This window comes from Sporosarcina ureae, from assembly GCF_029267015.1.
In the GTDB taxonomy this organism is placed as follows: domain Bacteria; phylum Bacillota; class Bacilli; order Bacillales_A; family Planococcaceae; genus Sporosarcina; species Sporosarcina ureae_D.
Genome location: NZ_JARIEA010000060.1, coordinates 33,678 through 48,588, shown reverse-complemented (window position 1 = coordinate 48,588; position 14,911 = coordinate 33,678). Strand labels below are relative to the sequence as shown.

At 38.7% G+C, this 14,911-nt stretch carries 15 protein-coding genes; all 15 read left to right on the top strand.

The features are described 5' to 3' along the window. Positions 1-143 precede the first annotated feature (143 nt). Complete coding sequence (locus Q7P97_RS09955) at positions 144-1,181, top strand: TRAP transporter substrate-binding protein (RefSeq protein WP_303969041.1); 1,038 nt, start codon at positions 144-146, stop codon at positions 1,179-1,181. 14 nt (positions 1,182-1,195) lie between these two features. After that, entirely contained in the window at positions 1,196-1,681 is a 486-nt protein-coding gene (locus Q7P97_RS09950) for a TRAP transporter small permease (protein WP_303969040.1), read from the top strand. After that, positions 1,678-2,955: a TRAP transporter large permease gene (locus Q7P97_RS09945; RefSeq protein ID WP_303969039.1), complete on the top strand. Its 1,278-nt coding sequence runs from the start codon at positions 1,678-1,680 to the stop codon at positions 2,953-2,955. The genes Q7P97_RS09950 and Q7P97_RS09945 overlap by 4 nt, the downstream gene beginning before the upstream one ends. Before the next feature lie 359 nt (positions 2,956-3,314). Continuing rightward, on the top strand, positions 3,315-4,799 hold the full coding sequence (locus tag Q7P97_RS09940) for a 4-hydroxyphenylacetate 3-hydroxylase family protein (protein ID WP_303969038.1): 1,485 nt from the start codon (positions 3,315-3,317) through the stop codon (positions 4,797-4,799). Between the two features lie 113 nt (positions 4,800-4,912). Continuing rightward, positions 4,913-5,416, top strand: a complete 504-nt coding sequence (locus tag Q7P97_RS09935) for a flavin reductase family protein (protein ID WP_303969037.1) — start codon at positions 4,913-4,915, stop codon at positions 5,414-5,416. A gap of 237 nt (positions 5,417-5,653) precedes the next feature. Continuing rightward, positions 5,654-6,199 carry a 3-hydroxyanthranilate 3,4-dioxygenase gene (locus Q7P97_RS09930; RefSeq protein ID WP_303969036.1) on the top strand — a complete coding sequence of 182 codons (546 nt, stop codon included), beginning with the start codon at positions 5,654-5,656 and terminating at the stop codon, positions 6,197-6,199. Continuing rightward, positions 6,196-7,206, top strand: a complete 1,011-nt coding sequence (locus Q7P97_RS09925; protein WP_303969111.1) for an amidohydrolase family protein — start codon at positions 6,196-6,198, stop codon at positions 7,204-7,206. Before Q7P97_RS09930 ends, Q7P97_RS09925 begins: the two co-directional genes overlap by 4 nt. After that, positions 7,203-7,649 carry a RidA family protein gene (locus Q7P97_RS09920; protein ID WP_303969035.1) on the top strand — a complete coding sequence of 149 codons (447 nt, stop codon included), beginning with the start codon at positions 7,203-7,205 and terminating at the stop codon, positions 7,647-7,649. The genes Q7P97_RS09925 and Q7P97_RS09920 overlap by 4 nt, the downstream gene beginning before the upstream one ends. Positions 7,650-7,659: 10 nt before the next feature. After that, entirely contained in the window at positions 7,660-9,129 is a 1,470-nt protein-coding gene (locus tag Q7P97_RS09915) for an aldehyde dehydrogenase (protein WP_303969034.1), read from the top strand. A gap of 65 nt (positions 9,130-9,194) precedes the next feature. After that, on the top strand, positions 9,195-9,974 hold the full coding sequence (locus tag Q7P97_RS09910; RefSeq protein ID WP_303969033.1) for a 2-keto-4-pentenoate hydratase: 780 nt from the start codon (positions 9,195-9,197) through the stop codon (positions 9,972-9,974). A 30-nt stretch (positions 9,975-10,004) separates the two neighbouring features. Next, positions 10,005-10,889 carry an acetaldehyde dehydrogenase (acetylating) gene (locus Q7P97_RS09905; protein WP_303969032.1) on the top strand — a complete coding sequence of 295 codons (885 nt, stop codon included), beginning with the start codon at positions 10,005-10,007 and terminating at the stop codon, positions 10,887-10,889. Positions 10,890-10,911: 22 nt separating this feature from the next. Further along, positions 10,912-11,931 (top strand): 4-hydroxy-2-oxovalerate aldolase, encoded by a 1,020-nt coding sequence (gene dmpG / locus Q7P97_RS09900; protein ID WP_303969031.1) that lies wholly within the window; start codon positions 10,912-10,914, stop codon positions 11,929-11,931. Between the two features lie 2 nt (positions 11,932-11,933). After that, on the top strand, positions 11,934-12,725 hold the full coding sequence (locus tag Q7P97_RS09895) for a 2-keto-4-pentenoate hydratase (protein WP_303969030.1): 792 nt from the start codon (positions 11,934-11,936) through the stop codon (positions 12,723-12,725). 62 nt (positions 12,726-12,787) lie between these two features. Next, positions 12,788-14,041, top strand: a complete 1,254-nt coding sequence (locus Q7P97_RS09890; protein WP_303969029.1) for an MFS transporter — start codon at positions 12,788-12,790, stop codon at positions 14,039-14,041. A gap of 2 nt (positions 14,042-14,043) precedes the next feature. Then, the gene (locus Q7P97_RS09885) at positions 14,044-14,346 is read left to right on the top strand and encodes a hypothetical protein (protein ID WP_303969028.1); all 303 of its coding nucleotides are present in this window, start codon (positions 14,044-14,046) and stop codon (positions 14,344-14,346) included. The last annotated feature ends 565 nt before the right edge of the window (positions 14,347-14,911 follow it).

Here is a 14,911-nt window from a genome sequence, read left to right as displayed (position 1 = left end):
TATACAATTTATAGTCTTTTAAAGGGGTGATGAGTACTCAATATATTATATTTCCCATCTACTAGAGAATTACAGTGCAGTTTTAAAGTTAATTTACCGAATATTTAGAATTGAATTCAAGAAAAGAAAAGGGGAGACTATTCATGACAAAAAAACGTGGGTTATATTTATTTATCATGACAATTGTAGCTGCACTATTTCTGAGTGCGTGTGGGGATGATAGCGATGAGGCAAAAGCGAAAGATACTGACAAGGCAGGAAGTTCTGGAGATGCAGGTCAAACATATAACTTCAAACTAGCTCATATTGCTCCACCTGATCATATTTGGAATGAAACGGCAACGAAATTTGCTGAAGAACTTGAAGAGCGTTCAGATGGTCGAATGAAAATGGAATTATATCCGGGCGGACAGCTTGGAGGAGAGCCTGATATGGTTCAACAGCTTGAGACAGGCTCATTAGATTTTGGATTTATTACAACTGCGTTTCTAACTTCAAGGTCAGACGCTTTTAGTGCTTGGTTTGCCCCATATCTATTTGATTCATATGAATCTGCATTCGAAGCAAAAGATACAGATGTAGCAAAGAAAATTCTTGCTACGCTAGATGATCAAGGGTTACGTGCGAAGAACTATTTCTTCTCCGGAAACCGTACGATGATGTTCAGAGAGAAAGTTGAAACTCCTGCAGAAATTAAAGGATTGACTTTACGTGTAACGCCAAGCCCTGCATTACAAGATTGGTATCGTTTACTAGGCGCTAACCCTGAATCCATTTCTTTACCAGATGTTTATCAAGCAGCACAAACAGGTGTCATTGATGGAATGGAAATGGATTTGGACGCTGCGGTAACATCTAATTTTAATGAAGTAACAGGTTTCGCGGCTTTGACGAACCATATGGTATGGCCATCAGTAATGATTGCAAGCGGTGAAAAATTTGATGCAATGCCAGAAGAAGATCAAAAGATTGTAGAGGAAGCAATGGCTGCAGCTTCTGAATATGGAACAATGAAACGTGCTTCTCTAGAAGAAGAGTACATGAATACATTGAAAGACAGAGGCATGGAATTATATGAAATGGACGAATCTTTGTTTGATCCTTACAAAGAGAAATATGATGAGCAGTATAAAGCAAAAGATCCATTGATTAAAGAGTTCATTGAAACGTTCCGTAAATAGGAGGAATATGCAATATGAATAAGTTAAGCAGCTGGATAGAAACTTTAGAAAAGTTCATGGCAATGATTTTGATTGCTGCAATGACAATTATTATCGCAGTCGCTGTAGTCTTTCGATATTTTTTAGGTGCACCAATATTTTGGGCTAGCGAAGCGAGTATTTTTATAATGGCATGGATTACATTTCTCGGTGGAAGTTTGGGACTTAAGTATAAGTCCCAAGCTTCTGTTACCTTTTTAGTAGATCGTTTTTCAGACAAAGGGAAACGCTATTTCGAAATAGTCTCTCATATAATTATTTTAGTGTTTATTGGAATTTTACTATACTTGAGCTATCCTTGGCTTTTATCTGTTGTAAATTTAACATCCTCTACTATGCGGATTCCAATGTGGATTCCATATGCGTCTGTTCCAGTAGGTTTAAGTTTCGCATTTATTCATTTACTAACCCATCTTGTAAACTTGCTTAAGATAAGAGAGCAAGGGGGACAAACGCTATGATTTTCATTGTTATAGGGTTGTTTTTGTTATTCTTAGTAATTGGTATTCCAATTTCTTTGGTACTTGCCATTACATCTATTTGTTATTTGCTTCTCGGGGACTTAACAACACTAATGAGTTCGGCACCCCAGAAAATGTTCTCGGGAATTGATAACTTTGGTCTTTTGGCAATTCCATTGTTTATGTTAGCAGGAGAGTTAATGAACGGTGGGGGAATTACGACACGGCTCGTATCGTTTGCGAGAGTGTTAATCGGTCATTATCGTGGCGGATTGGCATATGTTACGGTTATTGCGAATATGTTCCTAGCTTCTATATTAGGTTCCGCTAATGCACAGGCCGCGATGATGAGTAAAGTAATGGTTCCCGAGATGGAAAAGGAAGGGTATCGCCGTGATTTCTCTGCAGCTATTACATTAGCGTCTTCCATTGTAGCACCTGTCATTCCGCCTAGTATGCTATTTATCATTTACGGAACGTTAACAGGCGCATCCATTGCGGATCTATTTATGGCAGGAGTAATACCAGGTATTATGTTGGGTATTGGATTTATTATTGTTATTGGAATTATGAATCAAAAACAACAGTTTCCTAAGAGTGAAAAAGCAACATTCAAAATGATTATAAAATCATTTTTTCGTGTACTACCTGCAATGTTGATACCTTTTACTATTATCTTCGGAATACTTGGCGGGGTGTTTACGCCAACCGAGTCTGCGGCTATTGCTTGTGTAATTGCATTTGTAATTGGTTTAGCATATCGGGAGTTGAAAATGAAAGATATGCCTGAAATACTAGTGAATACAGTTGTGAACACAGCAACCATTTCATTCTTGATTGTCATGGCAAATTTATTTGGTTTTATTATTGCATATGAGCAAATACCTCAATTAGTAGCTGATTCGATGCTTTCTTTGTCTGATAATCCATTGATCTTCTTACTGTTAGTTAATATCTTCTTACTATTAATTGGTACTGTATTGGATGGAATTGCAGCGTTAATTATTCTAATTCCTGTTATGCTTCCATTGCTTGCTACATATCAGATTGACCCTGTACATTTTGGTGTTATTGTATGTATTAACTTAACGATTGGTCTTCTAACACCGCCAGTAGGTACGGGATTATTTATTGTATCGTCTATTGCTAAGGTGAAATTTGAAGATCTCATCAAAGCCATTATGCCCTTCTTGGCCATGGCAATTATCGTGTTGCTCATCCTTACGTATTGGGAAGATGCTGCGTTATGGATCCCTAGTTTATATAAGAATTAAAGGATAAAAAACTGTAGTTAAACCCCAAGGTCTTGGAGTCTATCTACAGTTTTTGTTTTGTTAAAAATTGGTGGAGTGAAACGTGAAATGCTATATATTATTCAATTAAATTTTTTTGTGAAATATTCTTACTATTTCACACTGTGAAATATGAACATTGTGACAACTTTTCAGATTAGGTATATTACAAGTAAGTTAATTGTGGTGAAAGCATTTAGAGAAGAGAAGTTGTCTTTCAGTAGTAGAAAGACTTTTTTTAAAAGTTCAAATGAAAGGGCTTACAAATCATACTCTTGCAGCTTTCACTTATAAATGCAAAAGACTATCAGCATACTATCAATATATAGGAGGAATACACAATGGGAATTAGAACAGGTGCAGATTACATCGAAGCAGTTAGATCACGTCAACCAGAAGTATATTTAGGGGGTCGCCGTATTACCAATCTGGCGGATGAGCCCGTATTCAAACAACCTATTAAAGAAATGGCAAGACTATATGATATGCAACATGATCCAAAGTATCAAGAAGATATTACACATGTGTGTGAGGAAACTGGCGAGAGAGTGAATAACGCATTTCTAATTCCGCGAAACGGCGAAGATTTACAAGCTCGTAGACGCGTGTTCGAAGTCTGGGCAGAGGCAACTTTCGGTTTAATGGGACGTACACCAGATTTCCTAGCAACAGTAGTTACCGCGATGGCGTCCAATGATTGGTTCTTTAGACAATACGGAGAGCGTTGGGGCGATAATATTATAAATTACTATAATTATATTCGCGACAATGATTTGTTCCTTACACATGCAATTATCAATCCACAGAATGATCGCAGTAAAGCATCGAACGAGCAGGAAGATGAATTTACACATCTAGGAGTTGTGCGTGAAACGGATGAAGGTTTGATTGTTCGTGGATCTAAAATGTTGGCTACCCTTGCACCTGTAACAGATGAAGTCATTATCTATTCGTACCCTAGTTTCAAACCAGGTGATGAAAAGTATGCAATTTCATTTGCTGTTCCAATCGACACTCCAGGACTCCGCATGTATTGCCGTGAAGAAACACAAAATGGTGAACGTTCTACTTGGGATCATCCACTTGCAAGCCGGTTTGAAGAAATGGATGCAGTGCTTGTGTTCCATGATGTGCTTGTGCCTTGGGATCGCGTGTTCATCAATCAAAACGTGGAAGCTGGAAACTTATTGTATCCTAAAACAGGTATCAACTTACAGCCTTCACATCAGTCAGCAGTTCGTGGACTGACGAAGATTTCATTTGCTACAGAAGTCACTTGTGCAGTTGCAGATGCAATAGGGGTCGATGGATTCCTCAATGTGCAAAATCAATTATCTGAGTTGATTCAAGGAGTTGAAACAATACGTGCACTAGTACGTGTGGCTGAGCAAGAGTTTATTGTAACGCCTCACGGAGAAGCACTTCCGGCTATTGTTCCTTTAGAGACTATTCGTGGAATCTTACCAACACTATATCCTCGGGCAATGGAAATTTTACAAACAATTGGAGCAGGTGGATTGTTGATGTCTCCGACAGGGGCAGACTTCTCAAATCCTGAAACTGCAGAAGACATGGAAAAACACTATGGTGGACGTTCAGGTGTTACAGCAGAACAACGCGTACGCTTGTTCAAGCTGGCATGGGATTTATGCGGAGAAGCATTCGGTCAGCGCCTCGTACAATATGAGCGATACTATTCTGGCGACCCAGTTCGTAAGTTGGGTATGTTCTACAACACACATAAGCGTAATAATCCATCCTATGAAATGGTAGACAAAGCATTAAAAGATTCGTTGGAAATGGCGAAAGACACTGTAGCACACTAATCATGAAATAAGTAAAAAAGCATTGTCAGGTAAGTGGATTTTACTTCGATAATGCTTTTTTATCTAAATTGACTAGTTCTAATACAGAAAATATCTTTTAAGGAGAGATGGCGATGAATAAAGAAGAAAAACAACAAGTATTCAAAGATATTATGGGTAATTATCCAACAGGTGTAACAATCATTACAACAACTACAGGTGAAGGAATACCAGTAGGCTTGACAGTGAATTCCTTCGCTTCTGTTTCGTTAGATCCACTGATGTTACTATGGTCTATTGATCATAGAGTATCATCCCTAAAGGAATTTACTGAGGGAGGAAAATTTGCTGTCCATGTGTTAGCAGGTGAACAATCCGAACTTTGCAAAACATTTGCTAGCAAACATGAAGATCGTTTTGGTACATGTAATTGGCATCAGTCGGAAAACAACTTGCCTATTATTGAAGGTGCATTCGGTGTATTTGAATGTAAAACTTTCAAAGCAATTGAAGCAGGAGATCATACGATTCTGATTGGCGAAGTAGTGGACTTGAAGGTCGACAGCTCGAAGGATCCTATGCTTTACCATCGCAGGGTGTTTGGATCTATTCCGGCAGAGTTTTATGCAGTGACATGAATGTAAAACTAAGTATATTTTCTTGATAAATACGATAAATTTCTAATCTAGTTATATCTGATAAAATATTCTCACTATTTCACATGATGAAATAGTGAGATGGAGAAATGTATGCGTTTTCATTTATACTGATAGTAGAGAAAAGTTGGTATGAGAGCCAGTATGATTCTGGTATGCAATACTACTCAGTTCTGTAAAGTATCTATTAATAAATAAAAACATAATGGAGGGTTTCAAATGACAACTTCAACAATTAAAACTTTAAAGGCGTTCAACCTGCTACAGTGGATCGAGGAAAATAAAAGTGAGTTAAAGCCACCTGTCAACAACAAGGTTTTATGGGAAGACTCAGAATTTATTTGTATGATTTTAGGTGGACCTAATAGAAGACGTGATTTTCACGTGGATCCTTCTGAAGAATTTTTCTACCAAATCAAAGGTAGTTGCTTTGTTGAAGTGATCAATTTTGAAGGAAAGCGTGAAGTCGTGGAAGTGAAAGAAGGAGAAGTGTTTATGCTTCCAGCTATGATGCCACACTCTCCACATCGTATTGCTGATACGTATGGACTTGTAATTGAGCGTAAGCGCGATCAAGGTGAACTAGAAGACTTCGTTTGGTTCTGTGAAAATTGCGATCAGCAAATGCATAAAAAGACTGTGCAATTAACAAATATCGAAACACAAGTCAAAGGTGCAATTGAAGAGTTTAATAGCAGTGAGGAATTGCGCACATGTGATAACTGCGGTCACGTGATGTCGGAAGAAGTAGGGTTATGGAAATGAGAATAGACTTCCATACACATATTATTCCTGAAAACATCCCTGACTTTGTGGAAAAGTTCGGTGGCGGACGCTGGCCGACTTTAGAAAAAACGTGTTCATGCGGTGCAAATATTATGGTTGAAGGAAATGTTTTTCGCGAAGTGACAGACCAAGTTTGGAGCCCTGAAAAGCGAATTAAAGATATGGATGCGGAAGGTGTGGACATTCAGGTACTCTCACCAATTCCTGTGACGTTTTCATATTGGGCAGACGGTAAACAAGCAGAAGAAATGTCCAAAATCCAAAATGATTTTATTGCAGATACTGTAAAGCAATACCCAACGCGATTTATTGGTCTAGGAACTGTTCCTTTACAAGACGTTGAAGTATCAATCCGTGAAATGGAGCGATGCGTCAAGGAACTTGGGCTTAAAGGAATTGAAATTGGAACGAATATTAATGGCAAGAATCTGGATGATCCTGATTTCACTAAGTTCTTTGAAATGGCTGAGAAGTGGGAAGTACCCCTATTCGTGCATCCTTGGGAAACACTTGGTAAAGACAGAATGCCTCGTCACAACTTCATGTACACAGTAGGTATGCCAAGCGAGACAGCTTTAGCTGCGGCAAGTCTTATAAACGGTGGTGTAATAGAAAAGTTCCCGAAACTAAAAGTATGCTTTGCGCACGGTGGGGGCTCATTCCCATACATCTTGCCACGTTTAGATCAAGGTTGGAAAGTTTGGCCCCATTTGAGACAGACAAAAGAAATGCCAAGCTATTATGCAAAAAACTTTTATTTCGATTCATTAAATTACGATCCCTTAAATCTCAACTTTATGATTGATCGTTTTGGTCATGAGAAGATCGTAATGGGTTCTGACTATCCATTCTTATTACGTGAAATTCCACCGGGGAAAGTAATCGATGACACGGTGAACTTAACTGATGAACAAAGACAGGCTATCCTGGGAGGAAATGCGCTGGAATTCTTAAACATATCAGTAAAGGAAGAGATGAAAAAATGACTCCTGAAGAAAAGCTGAAAGAATTAGGGTTGGAATTGCCTGCTTTACGTCCATCACTTGGAGATTATGTTCGATGTGTTCGGACAGGAAATTTATTGTTCACTGCGGGCCAAGGCGTTGATGAGTACCATGGCAAACTTGGAAGAGATTTGACTGTGGAACAAGGCTATTTGGCAGCACAGCAATCTATGCTGAACTTATTGAGTGTAGTGAAAGAAGAAATAGGTGAGCTCAGCAAGGTGAAGCAATTCGTAAAAGTACTTGGTATGGTAAATAGTACAGAAGATTTCACGGATCAGCCTAAAGTTATGAATGGTGCATCTGATTTAATCGGCAAGGTATTTGGAGAAAAAGGAAAACATGGAAGATCGGCAGTTGGAATGTCGCAACTCCCTAACAATACAGCAATTGAAATTGAGATGATCATCGAGATCGAAGACTAGGAGGAATATCGTGGCTAAAGAATTAGTAGCGGACAATACAACTGTTCAAGACGCAAAACTATTTATTGATGGGAAATATGTAGATGCGATTTCAGGGGAAACATTTGATACGATAAATCCTGCGACTAACCAAAAACTTGCTACAGTGGCTAAAGGTGGAGAAGAAGACGCAAACCGTGCAATTGAAGCCGCACACAAAGCATTTACCAGCGGAGTCTGGAGTAAAATGCCTGTTGAGGAACGCTCAGCAATTTTATGTCGTATGGCTGATTTGATTTTAGAAAAAGTGGACCAACTTGCTTATGTTGAAACGTTGGACGTTGGAAAACCTATTCGTGAAAGCCGTGAATTTGATATTCCTCGCGCTGCATCAAACTTCCGTTTCTTTGCTGAAATGGCAAAGTATATGGTGCACGAACATTACGATATGGCTAATCACATGTCCTATGTTCAATATGCGCCAGCCGGTGTAACTAGTCTGATTATCCCTTGGAACCTCCCGTTCATGCAAATGACATGGAAAGCATCAGCTGCATTGGCTGCAGGAAATACCGTAGTAATTAAACCTGCTTCAGATACACCATTAAGTGCAGTATTGCTGGGGGAAATTGCAAATGAAGCGGGTCTACCGCCAGGTGTTTTAAATATTATAACAGGTCCCGGAAGTACAGTAGGAACTGTAATGGCAAAGCATCCATTTGTTCAGCGTATTTCATTTGTAGGGGAATCTGAAACTGGAAAAACAGTCATGCGTAATGCAGCGGAAAACTTAACGCCTGTATCGCTTGAATTAGGTGGAAAGTCAGCAAATATTGTATTTGAAGATGCAGATTTGGATGAAGCGGTAGAAGGATCAATCGAAGCCATCTTCCGTAATCAAGGGGAAATATGTCTTGCGGGTTCAAGAATACTTGTTCAGGAAGGCATTTATGAAGAATTCCTTGAGAAATTCGTAGCTGCAGTGAAAAATATTAAAGTGGGTGATCCCACAGAAGAAGCCACAGATATGGGTGCATTAGTGTCAGAGAGTCATTTGAATGAAGTTGCAGACTACGTTGGGATAGGGCTTGCTGAAGGTGCAAAACTTGCTTATGGTGGCAAAAAAGTAGAAAGCCTACCTGAAGGAAACTTCTATGAACCTACTGTCTTATATGATGTGAATAACAAAATGCGTGTGGCACAGGAAGAAATATTCGGACCAGTCCCTGTCATTATTCCGTTTAAGACTGAAGAAGAAGCAATTGATATCGCTAATGATTCTATTTATGGATTGGCTGGTGTTGTCTGGACAAATGATCTACGACGCGGCCAACGAGTTACTTCTCAAGTACATGCTGGTTTACTATGGGTGAACTGCTGGTACGTACGCGATTTGCGTACGCCATTCGGTGGAGCGAAAGCTAGCGGAATAGGAAGAGAAGGCGGTCGTCATAGCTTTGATTTCTATACGGAAGCAAAGACTATTACAATTAAAAAATAAACTGGACAGCGAAAGGTGGCATTGTGCCCGCCTTTTGTTGTTTTCACGCAGGAGGATGGAATATCGTGTCTACTAAAATTGAAAATTATGCATCAGAATTATTGGAAGCTGAGAAAACTTGCAAAGGTATTGCACCTTTGACGGATAGAGATAGTTCATTGACAGTAGAAGATGCTTATAATATTCAGCTAGAAATGGTGAAACGTAAATTGGCAGATGGAAGAACTGTCATTGGCAAGAAAGTTGGACTAACTAGTGTAGCGATGCAGAAAATGTTAAATGTAGATGAGCCAGACTATGGACATTTATATGATGATATGGAATTAGGAAATGAAGCTACCATTAAAGTGAATTCAATGCTGGCACCGAAAGTGGAGGCTGAAATCGGGTTTGTATTGTCCGAAGATTTGGTAGGACCGAATGTAACGTATTTAGATGTGATGATGGCAACAAAGTATGTTGTGCCTACCATTGAAGTTATCGATAGCCGTGTGTCAGATTGGAAAATTAAACTAATCGATACAGTCGCGGATAATGGTTCGAGTGCTAAAGTTGTAATTGGCGAAAAGCAAACTACATTGGAAACGTTAGATTTACGTACTAATTGTATGAGCCTCTACAAAAATGAAGAATTAATTGCAACAGGTGCAGGAGCTGCAGCACTTGGACATCCAGCACACGCTGTTGCTTGGCTTGCAAATAAGTTGCATGCATTTGGTATTACATTGAAGAAAGACGAATTGATTTTACCTGGGGCTTTATCTGGAGCGGTTGTTGTTGAAGCGGGGGATACAATTGAGGCGGACTTCGGCCCGATTGGATCTGTTATAGTGCACTTTGAATAATGATCGGATTGTAAGGAAGGGAGCAAAAAAATGGAGAAAATAAAAGCGGCCATCATCGGTTCTGGAAATATCGGAACAGATTTAATGTATAAACTTGAACGTAGTGATGTTATAGAGTTAACAGCTGTCATTGGGATAGAACCTGAATCTGATGGGCTAAAGCGAGCGAAAGAAAGAGGCTATCAAGCTTTCTCTACTGGAATTCAAGCTATTATAGATCATCCTGAACTGGCGGATATTGTATTCGATGCCACTTCGGCAAAAGCGCATATTCACCATGCAGAAGTACTCAAAAGCTTAGGAAAACTAGCAATAGATTTAACACCTGCAGCAATAGGGCCATTCTTTTCACCAGCAGTAAACTCTAACGCAGACTCTAAAGATCTTGATAATGTCAACATGATTACATGTGGTGGACAGGCGACTATTCCAATTGTGAATGCTATCAATAAAGTGGCTGACGTTACATATGGCGAAATTGTAGCTACAATTTCCAGTTTAAGTGCTGGTCCTGGAACACGAGCAAATATTGATGAGTTCACACTCACTACCCGTAAAGGTATAGAAGACGTGGGTGGTGCAGATACAGGAAAAGCTCTGATTATCTTGAATCCCGCTGATCCTCCAATCTTAATGCGCGACACCATTTATTGTGAAGTGAGAAATATGAATGAAGAAGCGATAACAAAGTCTATTAGCGATATGGTAGAAAAGGTGAAGGAGTATGTGCCAGGTTATCGTTTAAAACAACCGCCACTATTCGAAGGTAATGTTGTTACGGTATTTGTAGAAGTAGAAGGAGCTGGAGATTACTTCCCTGCTTATGCTGGTAATTTAGATATTATGACCGCAGCTGCAACGAGGGTTGCTGAAGATTTTGCACGTAATATGTTGGAGAAGAAATCTCTCATTTGAAAAATGGGAAGGAGTAACTTATATGACGAAGAAGCCAATTAAAATTACAGAAGTAAGTTTACGAGACGGAAGTCATACAGTAGGACATCAATTCACGGTAGATCAAGTACGAAATGTTACACGTGCATTAAACGATGCAGGTATGCACTATATAGAAGTAAGTCATGGCGATGGCTTAGGTGGTTCTACTCTTCAATATGGTAGATCATTGGTCAATGAAATGGAGTTGATTGAGGCAGCAGTTGACGAATGTACAGACTCAAAAGTAGCTGTCTTATTGATTCCCGGAATTGGTACTATGAACGAACTTAAACAAGCACATCAATTAGGAGCAAAGCTTGTTCGTGTAGCGACACATTCTACTGAGGCAGATGTTTCTGCACAGCATATCAGTCAAGCGCGTGAACTCGAAATGGAAGCCTTAGGATTTTTAATGATGGCGCATTCGGTTCCTGTTGATAAATTAGTTGAACAAGCGAAGCTTATGGAAAGCTATGGAGCAGAAGCAGTTTATGTAACGGATTCTGCGGGAGCATTACTTCCGCATCAAGTTAGTGAGCGAATTAAAGCATTACGCAATTCATTAGACATTGAAGTAGGATTCCATGCACATAATAACTTGTCTTTAGCTGTAGCAAATACACTTGCTGCAATTGAAGAAGGGGCTACTCGAATTGATGGAGCGGTTCGTTGTTTAGGAGCGGGAGCGGGTAATACGCAAACAGAGGTACTGCTTGCTGTATTAGATCGTATGGGAGTAGATGTAGGAATTGATCTTTATAAAATGATGGATTTAGCTGAGGATATCGTTGGTCCTTTAATTCCGGATACACAAGAGATAAAAAAAGGCAGTCTCGTATTAGGTTACGCGGGTGTGTACTCAAGCTTCCTACTTCATTCTGAAAGAGCTGCTGCTAGATTTGGTTTAGATCCGCGCGATATTTTAATGGAACTAGGTAAGTTAAAAGTAATAGGCGGACAGGAAGATATGATTTTGGATGTAGCTGCTGATTTAGCTAAGAAGTCGAAAGTGAGGGCATAAAAATGACAGTGTCGATAGATCAAGGACAAGAAATCGTTGAGTACTTATATACTGCTGAACGTGATGCGCGTGAAGTTATTAAAGTTACTGATAAATATCCTGAACTGACAATTGAAGAGGCATATAAATTACAGGATAAGTTATTAGAGCGTCGATTGAAAGAAAACGAAACGAAACATGTCGGTGTAAAATTGGGATTAACTAGTAAAGCGAAACAACTTATGATGGGCGTAGATGAAGCCATTTACGGATATTTACATGAAGATATGCTTTGTCTAGAGTGGGAACCAGTCAAGTACTCGGATTTAATTCATCCAAAAGTAGAGCCTGAAATTGCATTCTTACTTGGAGAAGATTTAGAAGGGGAGCATATAACGGCTGAAGACGTAATCAAAGCTACAAAATATGTTGCTCCTGCATTAGAAGTCATCGATAGTCGCTACAAAGACTTCAAATTTACATTAGTAGATGTAATAGCGGACAATTGTTCTTCCGTTAAATTTGTAGTAGGCAGTAAATGGCTATCTCCTGAATCAATACAATTGGACAGCATCGGAATGGTGATGACCAAAAACGGTAAAGTTGAACAAACAGGTTCAAGTGCTGCCGTATTAGGACATCCTGCTGAGGCTATTGCATGGTCAGTGAAAGAGTTAAGCAAGCGTGGAAAAGGTTTGAAAAAAGGTGATATCGTACTGAGTGGTGCTATGTCGGAGGCTATTGCGTTTGTGTCAGGTGATTCTATCGTTGCACAATTTGATGGATTGGGTAGTGTTTCGATGTTTTGTAAGTGACAGATAAAAAGAGAGTTTGCTGATTGTCAGCGCTCTCTTTTTCATTATAGAAAGTAAATGAGATGATCCGAATGATGAATGGACAATCTAAAGAAACTACGCTACATATGGCATGGAAGATGCTGCTTTGGTTGTTAATTGCTCAAGTCATGGTATCTTTCGTTGGAAGAAGCTTAGCTCCTTTGACAATTTTAATCAGTAAAGATTTAGCACTTTCTAATACACAGATTGGGTTTATACCTGCTGCTCTTTTTCTAGGGCAATCTTTGGCCGCAATCCCATCTGGTTTGCTAGTAGATCGTTTAGGATCTAAAAAGCAATTGTTTACGACAATATTACTGTTGGCAATAAGCTTTGTTTTAATTTCATTCTCTACTAACTTCTTCGTAATGCTTTTAGTTGTAGTAGTAGGTGGTGGAGCGTATGCGGCTATGCATCCAACTACTAATCGAGGAATTCTCTATTGGTTCCCTCAACGAAGCCGTGGTACCGCGATGGGGATTAAGCAGATGGGCATTACAGTGGGATCTGCATTGGCTGCGCTGTTATTATTGCCTTTAGCCAAAGAATTTGGATGGCGTCCATCTTTGTTCATCAGCTGTTTGTTACTGTTAGTTATAGGAGCATTAGTGGCTCATTACTATCAAGATGCACCAGAGTCTACAATAAAGAAAACGTCCTCAATAAATAAAAAAGAGTTTAAAGACGATTTTCGAGCAATTATAAAAAATAAACCAGTTCTTTTACTAAGTATCAGTGCAATGGGATTACAGGGAGCACAATTATGCTTAACTACATACATCATTTTATTCGCATTTGAAGAACTTAAAACGACACTTGTTTTAGCAGGACTATTACTCGTATTAGTTGAAGTTGGAGGGTCAATCGGAAGAGTGGCTTGGGGCGTGATTAGTGATCGAATGTTTGCGGGAAATCGAATGGTTATTATGTTCATTGTAACGGTTATAACTGGAACATGTGCGTTAGTATGTGCTTTGTTTCAACCAACAACACCTCTTATTGTTATTTTGCTTACAGTCTTTATTTTCGGTTTTTCTATATCTGGCTATAATGGTGTCTGGATGACGATAATAGTGGAGCTAGTACAAAAAGAGAAATCTGGTCTCGCTACAGGCGTTACTATAACAATCAGCTCGTGGGGTGTTTTGATTATTCCGCCGCTGTTTGGTTATATCGTAGATACAAGTGGTTCCTTTTCATATGGATGGATATTTATTGCAGCACTAATGGTGATTGTAATTCTTTTACTAAAGCAAACAAAGAGTCAATCAACTAGAAATGAATGGAGTGGATAATAATGTCGAATGAAGAAATAGTTCGCTTAGTAGATACGGCATTCGTTAATCAGTGTAATCAAAAGTATGGGTTAAATAAAATCTTATGTATAAAAATAGATTCACTTTTTCAAAAGTATGGAATGGAAAACAGATCAGAACGACGTAAAAATCTAATTTTTTTCTTAGAGCATAATCAAAGTAAACGAGTAAATACAAAAAAACTAGAACAAATAGACGATGAAGAGCTGAAGACTGAAGTAGAAGCTTACTTGGAGGATGCTTTTGTTTTATTATTTATGAAGCAAGAGTCTTGCTGTATTTAATATAATTTTGAATTATGTTTTGTATGTATCATATACACCTTAATATCTTGTATTATCTGTAAATATAGATGTAGAGGTATTAAAAGGTTGATGTTGAATGTTTACTATTTAATTATTTAAGAGAATAGAGACCATAATAGCTTTTTTAAAAATACAAACATGTATAGAATTTAAGAGTAATAATTTAAAAAAGATTATACGCTTTATGAAGTAAGTAACGTTGTGCAACATCCGATCCGGCATCGTGCATCATTTGGTTAGAAAACATTTGAGTAAGCATTGAAGCATTGCACTGCTGCTCAATGGTTGAATAGCCATCACTAGTCAGGACAAACGTACGTTGGTAACAAAGACTTCTACAGATCTCTGATTTTGACCCCGCATATCTACCAAGAGATCCTCTCTTTTACTTATGGACACCATACATTATTCTGGTTGCATTTCAATCGTTTTCACAAGTACTTAATAGTTGGAATCCGTTCGTTATAGTGCACTAATACAATTGCCATCGCCAATTCATAATACAATTCGCTTATATGTCTAATAAATTCTGTTATCCTAAAAT